The following is a 16,455-nucleotide window of genomic DNA, read 5'->3' as shown; positions in this document are numbered from 1 at the left end:
CGCCGCGACGGTGCGGATCACCGGGGAGTCCAGCGCGGTGTTGCGGTTCCGTCCCACCGGCGGGGGTCGTCCTCGAGCACGGAGCGATCCCACTTCCCCAGCACGGCGGCGGCTTCGTAGGTGGTGCGGAAGAACTCGGCGACCGCGTCGTCGGGGTCGGGGGCGGAACGGACGGCCTCGTAGGGAATGAGGAACTGCTGGAACTCGGAACTGAAGTGGGCACCTTCGGGTCCGACCGGGTGGTCGGCGAAACCGTCCGGCGCGGGATAGGCATAGGCGTAGAAGGCGCCTTCCTCTCCCCCACCAGGCCAGAACCCGCAGCTCGACAGCTCTCGGGAGTATCCCTCGACCATGACCCAGTCCCGCAGTTGGGGCACCACGGGATGCGGAGGAGCCTTCCGCCCGGAAAAGCGCGTGCAGGCGAGGTCCATCGCTCCCCAGAAGAAGTGCACCGGGCTGACCTTGCCGACGAAGTGCGACCGGAACTCGCCCATGACCCGGTGCGCCTGCAGCAGCTGTCGCCAGAACAGGGCGGCCGCGTCACCGTCGTAGGAGGCGTGGTCGTGATCCTCGGCGAAGGGGATCGCCGGCTCCACCTCGTTCGGGTACGGACGGATCGGGGCCTCGATCCCGAGCGCGTCGAGCGCGTGCAGGACCTGGGCGTAGAACTCGGCGACCGGCATGGGCCGGAGCGGGAAACCTCGCTCGCCGCCGTCGCTGCTGCGCACCTCGAGCCGGTGTCCGACGAAGTCGAATGCGATCTCGAAGGCCCCGGTGCGGTACGGGACGGCCGAGGTCGTCAGCCCGCGGGGATCGACGTACAGCGTGACCTGCCACCAGTGGTTGACCATCGGTGCGTGGGCCATGCGGATCTTGCCCACGATCTGGGTCCACATGTGCAGAGTGTCGCGGGTGGCGGTCCAGTCCGAGACCCGGAGGCTCGGCCAGCTGGTCGTGGCCATCGCTTCTCACGTCCTTGGAATCGCTTCGCGGGGCTCAGTCGTGTCCGGGACCGAGCATGCCCGTCGCGCGGTGCTCGAGGCCGTCCTCGTTGCCTCTGACCAGGGCGGCCGCCGACCAGTCCATCGTAGGCGCCCTCTCCTCGTCGAGCACGCCTGGACATCCGGGGGCCGTTCGACCACCTGGCGGGTCATCGCGGTGTGTCAACGGCCTGCCACGCACGAGGGCGGCCAGGGGGCCGGTCAGGAGGCCGGCGTCCCTTTCGTCGAACGCCCACCGGAAGTCCGCGGTTCGTCCGGCCCATTTTGTCTAGACCTCTTGTCCAGCTCCTCCCCCGCGGGCTACGTTGCCCGCTGTTCGGAGCCCTTCGCGTTTCCTTCAACTCCCGTGCCCCACAGGCCGGAAGGAGCATGCCCGCATGCAGGACCGGAGTCTGTCCAGGCGGTCCGTCCTCGCCTCCGCGACCGTGGTCGCCGCCGGCGCGACGGGCCTCGCGGGCGTGGCGGCCACCCCCGCCGCCGCGCACGGGCGCGACAAGCGCCTCAAGAAGATCATCGCGAGGATGAGTGTCGAGGCCAAGGTCGGCCAGCTGTTCGTGCCGTACTTCTACGGCGCGTCGGCGACCTCGCCCAGCCAGGCCGACCAGGAGCGCAACCTCCGTGAACTCGGCGTCCGTACCGTCGCCGAGCTCATCGCCAAGTACCACCTCGGCGGTGTCATCTACTTCTCGGGCTGGACGAACAACATCCACGACCCCCGCCAGGTCGCCGAGCTGTCGAACGGCGTGCAGCGGGCCTCGCTGTCCCTGCCCACCCCCATCCCCTCCCTGATCTCCATCGACCAGGAGCACGGGGCCAACGTCCGGGTCGGCAGCGGGGCCACCCAGTTGCCGGGCGCGATGGCGCTGGGCGCGGGCCACTCGCTGTCCGACGCCCGCACGGCCGCCCGCATCTCGGGCACTGAGCTGGCCGCCCTGGGCATCCACCAGAACTTCGCCCCGGTCGCCGACGTCAACGTCAATCCGGCCAATCCCATCATCAACATCCGCTCCTTCGGCGCGGACGCCCGCGAGGTGGGCCGCATGGTGGCGGCACAGGTGACCGGCTACCGGCGAGCCTCCGTCGTCGCCTGCGCCAAGCACTTCCCCGGCCACGGCGACACCGGGCAGGACAGCCACACCGAGCTGCCCGTGATCACCCACACCCGCGAGGAGTGGGAGCGCATCGACGCCCCGCCCTTCCAGGCCGCCATCGCCGCCGGCGTCGACTCGATCATGACCGCTCACCTCCAGGTCCCCGCGCTCGACCCCAGCAACGATCCGGCCACCCTGTCGCCCAAGATCCTCCAGGGCGTGCTGCGCGGCGAGCTGGGGTTCGACGGGGTGATCGTCACCGACGCCCTGAACATGGCCGGCGTACGCACCAAGTACGGCGACGACCGCGTGCCCGTCCTCGCGCTCAAGGCCGGGGCCGACCAACTGCTGTTCCCGCCGGACATCGACGTCGCCTACCACGGCGTCCTGGCCGCCGTCCGCGACGGAGAGATCACCGAGGAACGGCTCGACGAGTCGGTCCTGCGCATCCTCCGCCTCAAGGACAAGGCCGGACTCCTCGGCGGCAGCCCGCTCACCTCCCCCAGGGAGGTCGACCGGGTCGTCGGCTCCCGGCAGCACCGGATCGCCGCCGACCGCATCGCCGAGCGCACCACCACCCTGCTGGTCAACGAGGGCCGCACGCTCCCGCTGCGCCGCGGGCAACGCAAGCTGCTCGTGGTCGGCGCCGGCCCGGCCTTCCCGACCGACGACACCCGGAGCACGGTGCCCGAACTGGCGAAGGCCTTCGACGCCTTGGGCTACGACACCGCCCACCTCGTCACCGGCCGCTCGCCCGACGCCGCCGCGATCGACGCCGCCGTGGCCGCCACGCGGGGCGGACGCGTGGTCGTCACCACGGACAACGTCGGCACCACCAGCGCCCAGCGCACCCTGGTGTCCCGGCTGCTCGCCACCGGCGTGCCCGTCGTGCATCTCGCCGTGCGCAACCCGTACGACATCGCCCACCTCGACGGTGTCCCCGCCTCGTTGGCCTCCTACTGCTGGACCGAGGTCGAACTGCGCGCCGCGGCCCGGGTGATCGCCGGCCGGGTCGCACCGCGCGGCACGCTGCCGGTCCCCGTCCAGCGCGCCGACGACCCGGCCGAGGTCCTGTTCCCGTCCGGGTACGGGCTGTCGTACGGCCGCTGACGCTCCCGTCCTCCGTCGCCGGCCGCGTCCCGTACGCCGACGGGCAAGCCGATCGCGGGGGTCACCGCCCGGGTACGGCGGTGACCCCCGCGATCATGAAGGGACGGGCCGCGTCAGGCGCGGGTCCAGCGCTGGTTGCTGCCGCCCGAGCAGGTGTAGATCTGGACCTGGGTGCCGTTGGCGGTGCCGGCGCCGACGGCGTCGAGGCAGCGGCCGGACTGGACGCCGACGATGGAACCGTCGGAGTTCAGGCGCCACTTCTGGTTGTCGCCGCCCCAGCAGCTGTAGATCTGGACCTTGGAGCCGTTACCGGTGCCGGCGGCGTCCAGGCACTTGTTGCCGTAGACCCTCAGCTCACCGGAGGAGGTGAGCTCCCACTGCTGGTTGGTAAGGCCGTTGCAGTCGTACAGCTGCACCTGCGTGCCGTCGGACGTGCCGGCGTTCGGCACGTCCAGGCAGCGGTTCGAACCGACGCCCTTGATGGCGGTGCCGTCACCCGGCTCCGGGTCGGGGTCCGGGTCGCCGCCAGTGCCCGCGTTGAGGGCGTTCAGCACCGCGCTGTACGCCTGCTTCTTGCTGCCGTCGTTGTTGAACAGCAGCGGGGTGTCCCCCGAACGCCACGAGTCCATGTCACGCACGCCCCAGACGGTCACGCCGAGGCAGCGGGAAACGGCCAGGCAGTCGTTGACCACGGCCGCGTAGGTGGTCGGCGAGGCGCCCTGGATGTCGAGCTCGGTGATGGCCACGTCGACGCCGAGCGCGGCGAACTCCTGCAGGGTGGTGCGGAAGTTGCTGTTGTAGGGGCTGCCGCTGTTGAAGTGCGACTGGAAGCCGACGCAGTCGATCGGGACGCCGCGCTGCTTGAAGTCCTTCACCATGCGGTACATGGCCTGGGTCTTGGCCCAGGTCCAGTTCTCGACGTTGTAGTCGTTGTAGCAGAGCTTGGCGGACGGGTCGGCGGCGCGCGCGGTGCGGAAGGCCACCTCGATCCAGTCGCTGCCGCTGCGCTCCAGGTTGGAGTCGCGCCGGGCTCCCGAATTGCCGTCGGCGAAAGCCTCGTTCACCACGTCCCACTGCGCGATCTTGCCCTTGTAGTGGGCCATCACACCGTTGATGTGGTCGATCATCGCCTGGCGCAGCGCGCTGCCACCGAGGCTCTGCATCCAGCCGGGCTGCTGGGAGTGCCAGGCCAGCGTGTGGCCGCGCACCTCCTTGCCGTTCTGCACCGCCCAGTTGTAGATGCGGTCGGCGTTGGTGAAGTTGAACTGCCCGCGCTGCGGCTCGGTGGCGTCGATCTTCATCTCGTTCTCGGCCGTCACCGAGTTGAACTCGCGGTTCGCGATCGACGCGTACGTCGAGTCGCTCAGGCGGTTCGCGGCGATGGCGACGCCGAAGTAGCGGCCGCTCTGCGCCGCCGCGGCGCCGAGGGTCGACTCGGCGGCATGGGCGGCCGGCGGCGGCGCGGCCAGTGCGCCGACCGCGCCGAGCGCGCCGACGAGCAGCGTGGGGACCAGGACGCGGAATTTCCGCCGGAGGGCGGCTCTGGGGAGGGCATAGGAGCCCATTGCGGTGCCTCCAAGGTAGGTATGACGGATCACCCGACCGACAGCGCGGGTCCGGGGGAACCCGGAAGGACTGCATGCGGTGCGTGGATCCGTCGTGCAGCTGTGCGCGGCTCTGTGGTGCGGCATGTCCGCACAGGACAGTTTGTTCGACATTTCGAACTGCGGCCGGGTTGCCAGACAGGATGATTAGGGGTTGCCGAGTACGCGTCAACCCTCCCGGCAGAAAAAGTTTCTGTTCCTCTTTCGAAACTTTCGCATCCACGCATGGTCGTCCACCATGCCCAGAACTAGCGGTTGTTTGCGGCCAGATCGGCGACGGGCCTTGACCGGATGCCCTCCGCTTTCTACCTTGTGGCGTCACAGAGCCGGAATCACATCGAAACATTCGGACCCCTTTCCGCCCTGCGCGGTGGCCGCTCCGCCGTTCGCCGGCGTCATGTCCCCCCACTTCGAGGAGGCCGTCCCATGTGGCTTCGCCACACCCTTCCCGTCCGTTCCAGACGTTTACTCGGTGTCCTCGCTCCCCTGCTGCTGCTCGCCACCTTCCTCGGCGCCCAGCCCGCCGAGGCGGCGACGGTGGACACCAATGCCTCGTACGTGCTGGTGAACCGCAACAGCGGCAAGGCGCTGGACGTCTACAACCTGGCGACGAACGACGGCGCCCGGATCACCCAGTGGTCGAGGAACGACCAGAGCCAGCAGCAGTGGCAGTTCGTCGACTCCGGGAACGGCTGGTACCGCCTGAAGTCCCGTCACTCCGGCAAGGTGCTGGACGTCCACAACTGGTCCACCGCGAACGGCGGTTCGATCGTCCAGTGGTCCGACCTGAACGCCGCCAACCAGCAGTGGCGGCTGGCCGACAGCCCGGACGGCCACGTACGCCTCATCTCCCGCCACAGCGGCAAGGCCCTCGAGGTGCAGGGCGCCTCCACCGCCGACAACGCGAACGTCGTCCAGTACGACGACTGGGGCGGGACCAACCAGCAGTGGCAGCTCGTCAAGGTCGGCTCGGACACCGGGAACCCCGGCGACCCGGGCGTCTGCGACCTGCCGTCGAGCTACCGCTGGAGCTCCACCGGCGCCCTGGCGCAGCCGCGGCAGGGATGGGTGTCGCTCAAGGACTTCACCGTCGCCCCCTACAACGGCAAGCAGCTCGTCTACGCGACCACGCACGACACCGGGACGCGTTGGGGTTCGATGAACTTCGGCCTGTTCGGAGCCTGGTCGGAGATGGGCTCGGCGAGCCAGAACACGATGAACAGCTCCACGGTCGCGCCCAGCCTCTTCTACTTCGCGCCGAAGAACATCTGGGTGCTGGCCTACCAGTGGGGCGGCACCGCCTTCTCCTACCGGACGTCGACCGACCCCACCAACCCCAACGGCTGGTCGTCCGAGCAGGTGCTGTTCTCCGGGAGCATCTCCGGCTCCGGAACGGGCCCCATCGACCAGGCACTCATCGGTGACGGCACGAACATGTACCTGTTCTTCGCCGGCGACAACGGCAAGATCTACCGGACGAGCATGCCGATCGGGAACTTCCCCGGCAGCTTCGGCTCGACCTCGACCGTGGTCATGAGCGACACGACGAACAACCTGTTCGAAGCCCCGCAGGTGTACAAGCTGCAGGGCCAGAACCGCTACCTCATGATCGTCGAGGCGATCGGTTCGCAGGGCCGGTACTTCCGCTCGTTCACCGCGACCAGCCTGGGCGGCAGCTGGACGCCCCAGGCCGCGACGGAGAGCAACCCCTTCGCCGGCAAGGCCAACAGCGGTGCCACCTGGACCAACGACATCAGTCACGGCGAGCTGCTGCGGACCAGCGCCGACCAGACCATGACCGTCGACCCCTGCAACCTGCAACTGCTGTACCAGGGCCGCAGCCCCAACTCCGGAGGTGACTACGGCCTGCTGCCCTACCGCCCGGGCCTGCTGACCCTGCAACGCTGAGAAGCCCTGTTCCGAGGGGGAGCCGGTGCGGCGGGTTCCGGTGTCATGCCGGACCCGCCGCACCGTCGTGCGGACGGAGGCAGCGTCGCACCAGGTCCAGCGTGCGTCCGGTGACCGTGTCGAGCGGGGCACCGCCGTCCACGGCGGCCAGGGCCGTGTGGAGCATCCCGGCGATCAGGTCCGCGGTGAGCGCGGGCTCCGGGGCGCCGAGCTCCCGGACGGCCGCGCGGAACGGCTCGACCTGCTCCAGGTGGAGCTCGACCAGGCGCTCCTGGCAGGCGGGCGGGAGGCCGGCGTTCATGAGGGCGGCGGCCGGCCGGTGGGCGCCCTCGGCACCGAGGCGCAGACTTTCCCGGAAGAACGCCTCGACCCGCTCCACCGGGCCCTCCGCCGTGGCCATCGCGCGGGCGAGTGCCTCGTTGGACCGCCGGAAGGCCTCCTCGGTGACGGTGGCCAGCAGGGCCGCCGAGGAGTCGAAGTACTGGTACACGCTGGAGCGTGCCAGGCCCGCGCGGGCGCCGACCGCCGCCGGGGTGACGGCGGCGGCGCCCTCGTTCACCAGGATGTCGATCGCCACGCCGATCAGCGTCTCGCGCTGGTGCGCACGGTGCTCGGCGACGGTGGCGGCGTTGATCTTCGGCATGCGGGCGGGACTCCTGGCTGACGGACGGGGCCGGGCGGCACGGCGCCGGCCGCCCGGTTCAGGACAGCCGGCCGTCGACCATCTCGTGCACCCGGTCGGCGGCGTCCATTATCGCCGTGTCGTGGGTGACCATGACGGTCGCGGTGCCGTGCCGGTGGGTCTGCTCGGCGATCAGCCGTACCGCTTCGGCGGATCGCTCCCGGTCCAGCGCGGAGGTGGGCTCGTCCACCAGCAGGACGGCGGGTGAGGTCATCAGGGCGCGGGCCAGACCGGCGCGCTGGCGTTCGCCTCCGGACAGCTGGTGCGGGCGGGAGCCGGCGCGGTGCGCCAGGTCGACCGCCTCGATGAGTTCGTCGGCCCGGGTCCGGGCCGCGGCGTCCAGGCGTCCGTCGATGTGCAGGGGCAGCAGGAGCTGTTCCCGTACGGTCAGGGACGGAAGCAGGTTCGACTGCTGGAAGACGAAACCGATGTGGCGCCGGCGGGCCGCCGTGCGCTCCTTGTCGGACAGGGCGGTCAGCTCCGTGCCGGCGATGTGCACCGCGCCCGAGGTGGGCCGCTGGAGTCCCCCCGCGACGGCGAGCAGGCTGGACTTGCCGGATCCCGAGGGGCCGACGACGGCGACGAACTCGCCCGGGGCGACGGTCAGTCCGACGTGGTCGAGGGCGGTGACGGCGGTGTCGCCGTCACCGAGGGTCAGGCTGACGTCGTGCAGGCGCAGCCCGCCGGAGCCGGTGGCGTCCGGGGCGGCCCGGTGGTCGGTGCTGGTCGTGGTCATCGGGTGGCTCCCAGGGCGGTCAGGGGGTCGACGGCGGTGATGCGGCGGACGGCGACGACGGCGCCCACGGTCCCCAGGCCGATGAGCAGGCCGGCGGACGTGGCGATGGCGGGGGCGGACAGGGAGAACGGCGCCTTGCCGATCATCGCGCTGCCCAGGGCGAGACCGGCGGCGGTGCCCACGGCCGTGGCGGCGACGAGGACGGCGACGACCTGGGCGAGGGCGTCGCGCAGGATGTAGCCGGTGGGGGCGCCGAGCGCCTTCAGCAGGGCGATCTCGGGCTTGCGCTGGACGGTCCAGACGGTGAAGAAGGCGCCGACGACCAGGGCGGAGATGGCGTAGAGGAAGCCCTTGATCAGGGCCATGGTGCTGGACTCCGCCGTGTAGCCGGGAGACGCGCCGTAGGTGGTCTCCTTGCTGTCGGCGCGGGTGCCGGTGGCCTTCTCGACGGCGGTGACGTCGGCGCCGTCCTCCAGGGTCAGGGCGACGGCCGTGGCCTGGCGGAGCGCGGCCTCGGGCAGCGCGCCGGGCAGGCCGTAGTGGAGGTGGCGCCAGGTGTCGAGGTCGGCGTAGGCGACACCGATGTGGCCGTAGGAGACGGTGTCGTCGACGAGGCCGACCACCGTCAGCCTGACCTCGCTCTTGTCGGCGGTCAGAACGTCCCCGACGCGCACGCCCAGGTCGGCGATCTCCTGGGTGATGACGATGCCGCCACCGCCGTCCTTCAACCCCTTCCCCTCCCCGGGGCTCGGGGCCAGGGGCGAGTCGGGCGCCATGCCGAAGACGGCGAGGTTGACCTGCTCGCCCTTCTGCCCGCCCTGGGTCACCTGGGCGTTGACCAGGGCGTTGCCGAACGGTTCGGCCCGCTTCACACCGGGGGCCTCGGACCAGGCCTCCCAGTCCTCCTGCTCCACGGTGGAACGGGAGAACTGTTCGCTGGTCGCCTTCCCGTCGAAGGCCATGTGGGTCACGGGCAGCGCGCGCAGCCCGGAGATACCGGCGTCCGCCAGTCCGGAGGCGAGCCCCGAGAGGAGGACGCCGAGGACGGCGATGAGGGCGACCACGGCGCCCATCAGGGCGAAGCGGCCGCGGGCGAAGCGCAGATCGCGTAGGGCAAGAAACACGGGAACTCCGGGCTGCGGGGAGAGGGGGGCGCGGCACGCACGCCCTTTACTCGCACTTGACGACACGAGCGTCGGCATCCTATCGGATGTTACCGACACATGCGTCGGGACCTTTCCGCTCCGCGCGTCCGCACTTTCAACCGATCACCCGCCACCCCTTGACACCACCCCCGGCCGCTCGTCACTGTAATGGCGATTCTAGAACGTAACTTCTAGGTTTCGTCGATGGAACGCGGCTGGTCAGCGTTCCGCCTCCTCCTTTGCGGGCCGCCGCCCCGGCGTCGGTCCGCTCTGTCCCGGAACAGGGGAACCCGCATGAGGATCACCGACCACATCCCGCAGGAGAGAATGAGCGGGCTGCAGAAACGCGCCGTCGTCATCGCGATCACCCTGGTCGTGCTCGACGGGTACGACGTCTCCCTCACGTCGTTCTCCGCGCCCTACATCGAGAGGGGCTTCGGCGTCTCGAAGGCGGAACTCGGACTGGTCATGTCCGGCGCCCTGATCGGCATGCTCGTGGGTTCGATCATCGTCGCGCCGCTCGCCGACCGCATCGGCCGGCGCAAGATGGGCGTCATCGCCACCACGACGATCGCGGTGGGCATGTTCATCGGCCCGTTCGCCACTCCGGAGACCGGAACCTGGCCCCTGGTCCTGAGCCGCATCGTCACCGGCGTGGGAGTCGGCTGTCTGGTGGCCGTGGTCGGCGTCATCCTCACCGAGTACACGGGCAAGCGGGTGTACGCCCTGGTCATGGCGGTCTACGCCGCCGCCATCAACATCGGCGGACTGCTCGGCTCGATGATCGTCGGCCCGATGCTCGACGCCCGCGGCTGGCAGTTCGGCTGGTGGATCGGGTTCGTCCTCAGCGCGATCGCCGCGGTCGCCACGTACGCGCTGCTGCCCGAGTCGTTGGCCTGGCTCTCCGAGGGCCGCCGCCCCGACTCCCTGCAGCGGCTCAACGCGCTGCTCGCGAAGATGCACCGGCCCGCGCTCACGGCGCTTCCCGTGCCGGAGTCCACGGGAGTCAAGGCGAAGGGCTCGCTGCGCACCGTCTTCACCGGCCGGACCGGCGTCTACACCCTGCTGATGATCGTCGGCTACATCGCCTACATGCTCAGCTTCTACTTCATGACCAACTGGGCCCCCAGCAGCGTGGCCTCCGCCAACGACAACCCCGCGCTGGCCCCGCAGCTCGTCACCGCCTTCAGCATCGGCGGCATCCTCGGCAACGTCCTCTTCGGCTACCTGGGCGGCAGGATCAGCATCCGCGTCCTCGCCCCCGTCTTCCTGCTCCTGGCCACCTTCACCCTGTCGCTGTTCGGCATCATCGGCTCCCAGATGCCCACCGCCTGGTGGACCCTGTTCGCCGCCTCCTTCTTCGTCTGCTCGGGCACCGCGGCCTTCTACACGATCGTCCCGACGCTCTACCCGACGCTGGCCCGCTCGACCGGCTTCGGTGTGGTCATCGGCGTCGGCCGGTTCGGCGGCATCGCCGCCCCGGTCATCGGCGGCGCGGCCTTCGACGCCGGCTGGGGCACGGGCGTGGCCTTCACCGTCTTCTCCCTGCCGATGCTGCTCGCCGGCGTCAGCATCATCGTCCTCCACCTGGCCCAGCGCCGCCCCGACGCGGGCGAGGCCCAGCGCCCCGAACCCGCGCTCTCCGGCACGTCCGCCTAGCGGCCGTCCGCACCCTCCCAGAAAGGAACCAGCACCATGCCGCTGGCCGTCGCAGCGCTCTCCCACGCGCCGTCCTTCGGCAACGTCGACCCGGGCGGGGAGACGTTCGCCGAGATCAATGCCGCCATCGACGAGGTCAGGGAGTTCGTCTCCGCGTACGACCCCGATCTCGTCGTGGTGTTCGGGCCCGACCACTTCAACGGCCAGCTCTACTCGCTGATCACCCCGTGGGTGATCGGAGCGGTCGCCGAGGGCATCGGCGACTACGGCACCACCGCGGGGCCGCTCCCCGTCGACGCCGACGCCGCCCGGGCCCTGCACGCCGCCGTCCTGGCCGAGGGCATCGACATCGGCCGCAGCGAGCGGATGACGGTCGACCACGGCATCGTCCAGCCCCTGGACTTCGTGTTCGGCAAGGACTTCACGCAACCGATCGTGCCGGTGTTCGTGAACGCGATCGGCCTGCCCCTCTCCCCCATGCGGCGGGTGCGCCTGATGGGCGAGGCGTTCGGCCGGGCCGCCCGGGCCCTGGACAAGAAGGTGCTGTTCCTCGCCTCGGGCGGCATCTCCCACAACCCCCCGATCCCCCGCTGGGACGGCGCCCCGGGCACCGTGCGGGAACGTCTGGTCGCCTACGCGCCCTCCCCCGAGGAGCGGCACGAGCGCGAGCAGATGATCGTCAAGGGCATCCGGGCGATCGCCGACGGCAAGGCGCCGAGCGACCCGCTGAACGAGGAGTGGGACAAGCTCGTCCTCGACACGTTCCGCTCCGGCGACCTCACCCCGGCCGACGGCTGGGAGAACGGCTGGTTCGTGGCGGAGGGCGGCTCGGCCGCGCACGAGATGCGCAGCTGGATCGCGGCCTACGCGGCCCTGTCGACCGCCGGACCCTACCGCTTCGCCGTCGACCGCTACTGGGCGGTCGAGAAGTGGGGCGCGGGCTTCGCCGTGCAGGCGGCGGTGACGGCGTGAGCGGGGCGGAGAGGGCGCACCTGGCGACCCTGTGGGAAGAGATCGCGGACCTGGAGCACGCGCTGCGGTACGTGGACGCGGGCGGCTGCCGCACCCGGGTCCTCGACATCGCCGGGGCGTCCCCGGACGCGCAGACGGTCGTCCTGGCCAGCGGCACCAGCGGCCACATCGAGGCGTGGACGCAGAACGTCCGCGCGTTCGCCGAGGCCGGTTTCCGGGTGGTCGGCTACGACTACCCGGGCCACGGCTACACCGCGCTCGCCGACCACCCGCTCGAGATCCGCGACTACGAGGAGCACCTGCTGGCGCTGCTCGACGCGCTGGAGCTGGACCGGGTGCACCTCGCCGGTGAGTCGCTCGGCGGCTGGCTGGCGCTGAAGTTCGCGCCGAAGCACCCCGAACGTCTGCGCACGGTCATCCTGTCCGCGCCGGGCGGCCGGGTGATCGGCGAACCGCAGCTGGACCGGACCCAGTCGGTGAGCGCGAAGGCGGTGAGCGAGCCGACCTTCGAGAACGTGAGGAAGCGTCTCCAGGTCGTGATCCACGACCCGCGGAACATCACCGACGAGCTGGTCCGCGTCCGCCAGGCGATCTACGCCCGCGACGGGTTCAGCATGGCGAACGTGTCCGCGCTGCGGGAGCCGGAGCGGCGTTGGCGCAACCGCGTGACCGACGACGACTTCGCGGCCGTCCCGGTCCCCGCCCTGATGGTGTGGACCGACAACGAGCCGACCGGCGACGAGGCCGAGGGCGAGCGCCTGTGCGGGCTGATCACGGACGGCGAGTACCTGCTGGTCCGCGGCGCCGCGCACTGGCCGCAGTGGGAGGGTGCCGCCGAGTTCAACGCCGCGGCGGTCGCCTTCCTCCAGAAGCATGCCTGACGAAAGGACCGGAGTGAGCGTCACCCGGGAGACCATCAGCGAGATCGCGCGCGAGCTGTTCGAGGCCAAGCGCGGCGTGTACACGGTGCCGTACGTGAGCCCCCGGCTGCCCGAGCGCGACCTCGACTCCGCCTACGCGATCTCCGCCGAGTTCGCCGCCCTGCGCGAACGCGAACTCGGGGTGAGGCGGGTGGGCCGCAAGGTCGGCCTGACCAACGCCCTCGTGCAGCAGCGCGTGGGCATCGACGAGCCGGACTACGGGATCATCCACGACGACATGGTGCACCCCTCGGGCACGCGCCTGCCGCTGTCCGCGTACAACCGCCTGCTCATCGAGGCGGAGGTCGCGTTCGTGCTGAAGAGCGACGTCCTCGAGCCCTCCCGTGCGTGCGTGGAGGCCGCCATCGACTACGTGACGCCCGCTTTCGAGGTCGTCGACTTCCGCTACGCCGGTTCCGTCGGGCAGATCGTCGACACCATCGCGGACAACGCCGGCTGCAGCGGAGTCGTCCTCGGCGAGGAACGGCATCCGTACGGCGAGGTCGACCTGACCCAGGTCGAGATGGTCATCACCGGTGGCGGTCAGGAGATCACCCGGGGTGTCGGTGCCAACGTGCTGGGGGACCCGGTCAACGCGGTCGTCTGGCTGGCCGGGACCGCGCTGCGCACCGGCGAGCCGCTGCGCGCCGGCGAGGTGCTGCTGTCGGGCTCCATCGGCTACATCGAGCCGTGGCCCGCCGACGTCGAGTGCGTCGCCACCGTCACCGGGCTGGGTCGCGTGGTCGCGACCGCCGATTCGAAAGGCTGAACATGACTGACTACCGTCCCGTCGACGCGATCACCCGCGTCGAGATCGAGCAACTCGTCACCGAGATGCTTCACCGCCTCGACCACCATCGCGCGGACACCACCTGGGAGCTGTACACCGAGGACGGCGTCTCCATCGGCCCGATGGGCGACATGGACCGCGAGGCCATGAAGGTGTGGGGTGCCAGGCGGGCCCGGCAGACGGACGTCGTCGGCCGTCACTTCATCGGCGGGATCCGCCTGGTGTGGGCCGAGGACGGGGACGAGGTCGAGGGCACCGTGCAGTACCTGACCTTCCGCGACACGGGCGAGCCGCAGACGCTGCCCGCGTCGGTCGGTGAGTTCCGCGAGCGCTACCGCAAGGTGGACGGCCGGTGGCTGTTCGCCCGCCGGGAGATCGTGCCGGTCTTCGGCGGCCGGGCGGCGGCGGCCCACGCGGCGCGCGTGGCCGGACAGGAAGGGCCGGCCCGGTGAAGCGGGACGCTCTCGGCGGCGGACGGCATCCGATCCTGTACCACCAGACGGTCCCGGCGTTCTCGGTGCCGGAGTGGGCGGTGGCCGCCGGTTACGACGGCGTGATCCTCGACCTCCAGCACGGGGAGCTGGGGCTGGAGGCGGCCTGCGGGATCCTGCGCTCGATCCCCCGGGACAACGCCTACGCGTACGCCCGGGTGGGCTCGCTGGACCCCGCGCCGGTCCTGCGGCTCCTGGACAGCGGGGCCCGCGGCATCGTCGCGCCGACCGTCGAGTCCCGGTCCCAGGCCGAGGCCCTGGTCGCCGCCACCAAGTACCCGCCGGCCGGCAACCGCAGTCTCGGCCCCTCCCGGCCCGCGTTGTACCCGGGAGACTCCTACACCGACGCGGGCAACCGGGCGGTGTCGGCCGTCGCGCAGATCGAGACGAGCACCGGAGTCCACCGGGCCGAGGAGATCGTCTCGGCCCCCGGCCTGGACTCGGTCTACATCGGCCCGGCCGACCTCGCCGTCTCCTACGGCCTGCCCGGGCGCGGCGACTGGGAGGAGGGCCCGGTGCGCGAGGCGATCGTTCACCTCCGCGAGGTGACGCGCGCGCACGGCGTCACCCTCGGCATCTACTCCGGCCGTCCGGAGTACGCCGCCCGCCTGTTCGCCGACGGCCTCGTCGACTACGTCGGCCTCGGCATCGATCTCGTCCTGCTGAACCGCGCGTTCGGCGACACCATCGCCGGGCTCGGCCCGGCACGATCCGCACGGAGCACCACATGAACAAGGCCTGCGACGTCCTCGTCGTCGGGGCGGGTCCGGTCGGCCTGACCCTGGCCAACCTGCTGGGGCAGCAGGGCATCGACGTACTGGTCGTCGAGCGGGAGCACGAACTCGTCGACTACCCGCGGGCCGTGGGCATCGACGACGAGGCACTGCGCGCGATGCAGACCGCCGGCCTGGTCGACGAGGTGCTTCCGCACACCATCCCGGACCAGAAGATCTACATGATCAACGGTGCCGGGGCGATCCTGTCCGAAGTGAACCCGACGACACGTGAGTTCGGCTGGCCGCGCCGCAACGGCTTCGTGCAGCCGCTGGTCGACCGGGTGCTGCTCGCCGGCCTCGACCGTTTCCCCGGCACAGCCGTGCGCTTCGGCGCCGAGGTCGTGGACCTGACCGAGGACGCCGACGGTGTGGTCGCCACGCTCGCGGACGGCGGGACGGTGCGCGCGCGATACGCCGTCGCCGCCGAGGGCGGGTCCTCCCCCACCCGCAAGCGTCTCGGCATCTCGTTCGAGGGCGAGACCCGGCCGACCGACGGCATCGTCATCGACGTCGCCAACGACCCGATCGGCACGCCCCACGCCGTCTTCGGCGGTGATCCCGCCCGCAGTTACGCCTCCATCGCGCTGCCGCACGGCATCCGGCGCTGGGAGTTCACCCTCTTCGAGCACGAGGGCGAGGCCGAGGTCGAGGACGACGCGTTCGTGTTCGCCCTGCTCGCGCCCCACGTGCCGGACCCGTCGAAGCTCGACATCATCCGCCGCCGCGTCTACCGTCACCACGCCCGCATCGCGGGCCGGTTCCGGCACGGGCGGATCTTCCTCGCCGGTGACGCCGCCCATGTCATGCCGGTGGTCGGCGGACAGGGCTGGAACTCGGGGATCCGCGACGCCTTCAACCTGGGCTGGAAGCTCGCCGCCGTCGTCAAGGGGCTGGCGGCCGACGGTCTGCTGGACACGTACGAGACCGAACGGCTCGGTCATGTCACGCAGATGGTGGCCGTCTCCCTCCGGATGGCGAAGGAGATGACGGACCACGACCCCGAGAAGGCCGCCGAGCGCGACCGGATCGCCGCCTCCCGTACGCCCGAGGAGCGGGAGGCGCAGAAGCGGCAGGCGTTCAAGCCGCAGCCGAAGTTCGACCGGGGCGTGGTGGTGCACACCCCGTTGCCGGTGTCCAAGTCGCTGCCGGTCCGCGACGTGCCCCGGCTGGCGGGCACGATCTTCCCGCAGCCGAGGGCCACCGACGCCGACGGCGTCGAGATGCTGCTCGACGACGCGACCGGTCAGGGCTGGCGGATCCTCACCTGGAACAACGACCCGACGGCGTTCCTGTCGGCCGAGCGGCGTGTGGCGCTGGACCGGCTCGGCGCCCGTCTCGTGCAGGTGGTGCCGAAGGCCCAGCTGCCGTGGGCGCGCGAGCAGGCCACGGCCGGCGTCACCGTCGTCGGCGACCTCGGCGGCGAGGCGGGCCTCCAGGCGTGGTTCGACGCGCGGCCGGTGGGCGCGGTGATCCTCCGCCCCGACCATGTGATCGCCGCCGAGTGCCTGACCCAGGAGCTCGACGACGTGGCGGCCCGGGTCCTGGCGGCCGCCTGCGCCGTGTGACGGCG

General features: G+C 71.0%; 14 protein-coding genes. 9 read left to right on the top strand and 5 right to left on the bottom strand.

The genetic code is table 11. The annotated features are described in order from the left end of the window. Positions 1–17: 17 nt before the first annotated feature. Positions 18–962, bottom strand: coding sequence for a DUF5996 family protein (locus tag F3L20_RS15775; RefSeq protein WP_150154933.1), 945 nt, complete (start codon positions 960–962; stop codon positions 18–20). Between the two features lie 416 nt (positions 963–1,378). Here F3L20_RS15775 and F3L20_RS15770 point away from each other — a divergent pair, with 416 nt between their 5' ends. Then, the gene (locus tag F3L20_RS15770; protein WP_150154932.1) at positions 1,379–3,202 is read left to right on the top strand and encodes a glycoside hydrolase family 3 protein; all 1,824 of its coding nucleotides are present in this window, start codon (positions 1,379–1,381) and stop codon (positions 3,200–3,202) included. A gap of 113 nt (positions 3,203–3,315) precedes the next feature. On the opposite strand, the gene F3L20_RS15765 is transcribed toward F3L20_RS15770, so the two are convergent. Next, the gene (locus tag F3L20_RS15765; protein ID WP_150154931.1) at positions 3,316–4,767 is read right to left on the bottom strand and encodes an endo-1,4-beta-xylanase; all 1,452 of its coding nucleotides are present in this window, start codon (positions 4,765–4,767) and stop codon (positions 3,316–3,318) included. A gap of 465 nt (positions 4,768–5,232) precedes the next feature. On the opposite strand from F3L20_RS15765, the gene F3L20_RS15760 reads away from it, so the two are divergent. Then, a complete protein-coding gene (locus F3L20_RS15760) occupies positions 5,233–6,714 on the top strand; it encodes a non-reducing end alpha-L-arabinofuranosidase family hydrolase (RefSeq protein WP_150154930.1) in 1,482 nt (493 codons plus the stop codon). Between the two features lie 43 nt (positions 6,715–6,757). Here F3L20_RS15760 and F3L20_RS15755 read toward each other — a convergent pair whose 3' ends face one another. Genes F3L20_RS15755 through F3L20_RS15745 form a run of 3 tightly spaced genes read right to left on the bottom strand, consistent with a single transcriptional unit; the run spans position 6,758 to position 9,256 of the window. Then, entirely contained in the window at positions 6,758–7,357 is a 600-nt protein-coding gene (locus tag F3L20_RS15755) for a TetR/AcrR family transcriptional regulator (RefSeq protein ID WP_150154929.1), read from the bottom strand. 58 nt (positions 7,358–7,415) lie between these two features. Beyond that, positions 7,416–8,132 (bottom strand): ABC transporter ATP-binding protein, encoded by a 717-nt coding sequence (locus F3L20_RS15750; protein WP_150154928.1) that lies wholly within the window; start codon positions 8,130–8,132, stop codon positions 7,416–7,418. Beyond that, the gene (locus F3L20_RS15745) at positions 8,129–9,256 is read right to left on the bottom strand and encodes an ABC transporter permease (RefSeq protein ID WP_150154927.1); all 1,128 of its coding nucleotides are present in this window, start codon (positions 9,254–9,256) and stop codon (positions 8,129–8,131) included. The genes F3L20_RS15750 and F3L20_RS15745 overlap by 4 nt, the downstream gene beginning before the upstream one ends. A 315-nt stretch (positions 9,257–9,571) precedes the next feature. On the opposite strand from F3L20_RS15745, the gene F3L20_RS15740 reads away from it, so the two are divergent. Genes F3L20_RS15740 through F3L20_RS15710 form a run of 7 tightly spaced genes read left to right on the top strand, consistent with a single transcriptional unit; the run spans position 9,572 to position 16,450 of the window. Beyond that, on the top strand, positions 9,572–10,936 hold the full coding sequence (locus F3L20_RS15740) for an MFS transporter (RefSeq protein WP_150154926.1): 1,365 nt from the start codon (positions 9,572–9,574) through the stop codon (positions 10,934–10,936). Between the two features lie 36 nt (positions 10,937–10,972). Beyond that, on the top strand, positions 10,973–11,908 hold the full coding sequence (locus tag F3L20_RS15735) for a 3-carboxyethylcatechol 2,3-dioxygenase (RefSeq protein WP_150154925.1): 936 nt from the start codon (positions 10,973–10,975) through the stop codon (positions 11,906–11,908). Beyond that, positions 11,905–12,789: an alpha/beta fold hydrolase gene (locus F3L20_RS15730; protein ID WP_150154924.1), complete on the top strand. Its 885-nt coding sequence runs from the start codon at positions 11,905–11,907 to the stop codon at positions 12,787–12,789. The genes F3L20_RS15735 and F3L20_RS15730 overlap by 4 nt, the downstream gene beginning before the upstream one ends. A 13-nt stretch (positions 12,790–12,802) precedes the next feature. Next, entirely contained in the window at positions 12,803–13,597 is a 795-nt protein-coding gene (locus tag F3L20_RS15725; protein WP_145825017.1) for a 2-keto-4-pentenoate hydratase, read from the top strand. Positions 13,598–13,599: 2 nt separating this feature from the next. Further along, positions 13,600–14,070, top strand: a complete 471-nt coding sequence (locus F3L20_RS15720; RefSeq protein WP_150154923.1) for a nuclear transport factor 2 family protein — start codon at positions 13,600–13,602, stop codon at positions 14,068–14,070. Beyond that, positions 14,067–14,840, top strand: coding sequence for an HpcH/HpaI aldolase family protein (locus F3L20_RS15715; RefSeq protein WP_150154922.1), 774 nt, complete (start codon positions 14,067–14,069; stop codon positions 14,838–14,840). The genes F3L20_RS15720 and F3L20_RS15715 overlap by 4 nt, the downstream gene beginning before the upstream one ends. Further along, positions 14,837–16,450 carry a bifunctional 3-(3-hydroxy-phenyl)propionate/3-hydroxycinnamic acid hydroxylase gene (locus tag F3L20_RS15710; protein WP_150154921.1) on the top strand — a complete coding sequence of 538 codons (1,614 nt, stop codon included), beginning with the start codon at positions 14,837–14,839 and terminating at the stop codon, positions 16,448–16,450. Before F3L20_RS15715 ends, F3L20_RS15710 begins: the two co-directional genes overlap by 4 nt. Positions 16,451–16,455: the final 5 nt, after the last annotated feature.

The organism is Streptomyces tendae (assembly GCF_008632955.1).
Classification (GTDB): domain Bacteria; phylum Actinomycetota; class Actinomycetes; order Streptomycetales; family Streptomycetaceae; genus Streptomyces.
The sequence above is the reverse complement of the archived record's forward strand: the minus strand, read 5'-3'. Positions and strand labels throughout refer to the sequence as shown.

Bases quoted from the DNA above. Each gene is read 5' to 3' on its own strand.
- F3L20_RS15775 (WP_150154933.1), bottom strand. From the start codon at position 962: ATGGCCACGACCAGCTGGCCGAGCCTCCGGGTCTCGGACTGGACCGCC.
- F3L20_RS15770 (WP_150154932.1), top strand. From the start codon at position 1,379: ATGCAGGACCGGAGTCTGTCCAGGCGGTCCGTCCTCGCCTCCGCGACC.
- F3L20_RS15765 (WP_150154931.1), bottom strand. From the start codon at position 4,767: ATGGGCTCCTATGCCCTCCCCAGAGCCGCCCTCCGGCGGAAATTCCGC.
- F3L20_RS15760 (WP_150154930.1), top strand. From the start codon at position 5,233: ATGTGGCTTCGCCACACCCTTCCCGTCCGTTCCAGACGTTTACTCGGT.
- F3L20_RS15755 (WP_150154929.1), bottom strand. From the start codon at position 7,357: ATGCCGAAGATCAACGCCGCCACCGTCGCCGAGCACCGTGCGCACCAG.
- F3L20_RS15750 (WP_150154928.1), bottom strand. From the start codon at position 8,132: ATGACCACGACCAGCACCGACCACCGGGCCGCCCCGGACGCCACCGGC.
- F3L20_RS15740 (WP_150154926.1), top strand. From the start codon at position 9,572: ATGAGGATCACCGACCACATCCCGCAGGAGAGAATGAGCGGGCTGCAG.
- F3L20_RS15735 (WP_150154925.1), top strand. From the start codon at position 10,973: ATGCCGCTGGCCGTCGCAGCGCTCTCCCACGCGCCGTCCTTCGGCAAC.
- F3L20_RS15720 (WP_150154923.1), top strand. From the start codon at position 13,600: ATGACTGACTACCGTCCCGTCGACGCGATCACCCGCGTCGAGATCGAG.
- F3L20_RS15710 (WP_150154921.1), top strand. From the start codon at position 14,837: ATGAACAAGGCCTGCGACGTCCTCGTCGTCGGGGCGGGTCCGGTCGGC.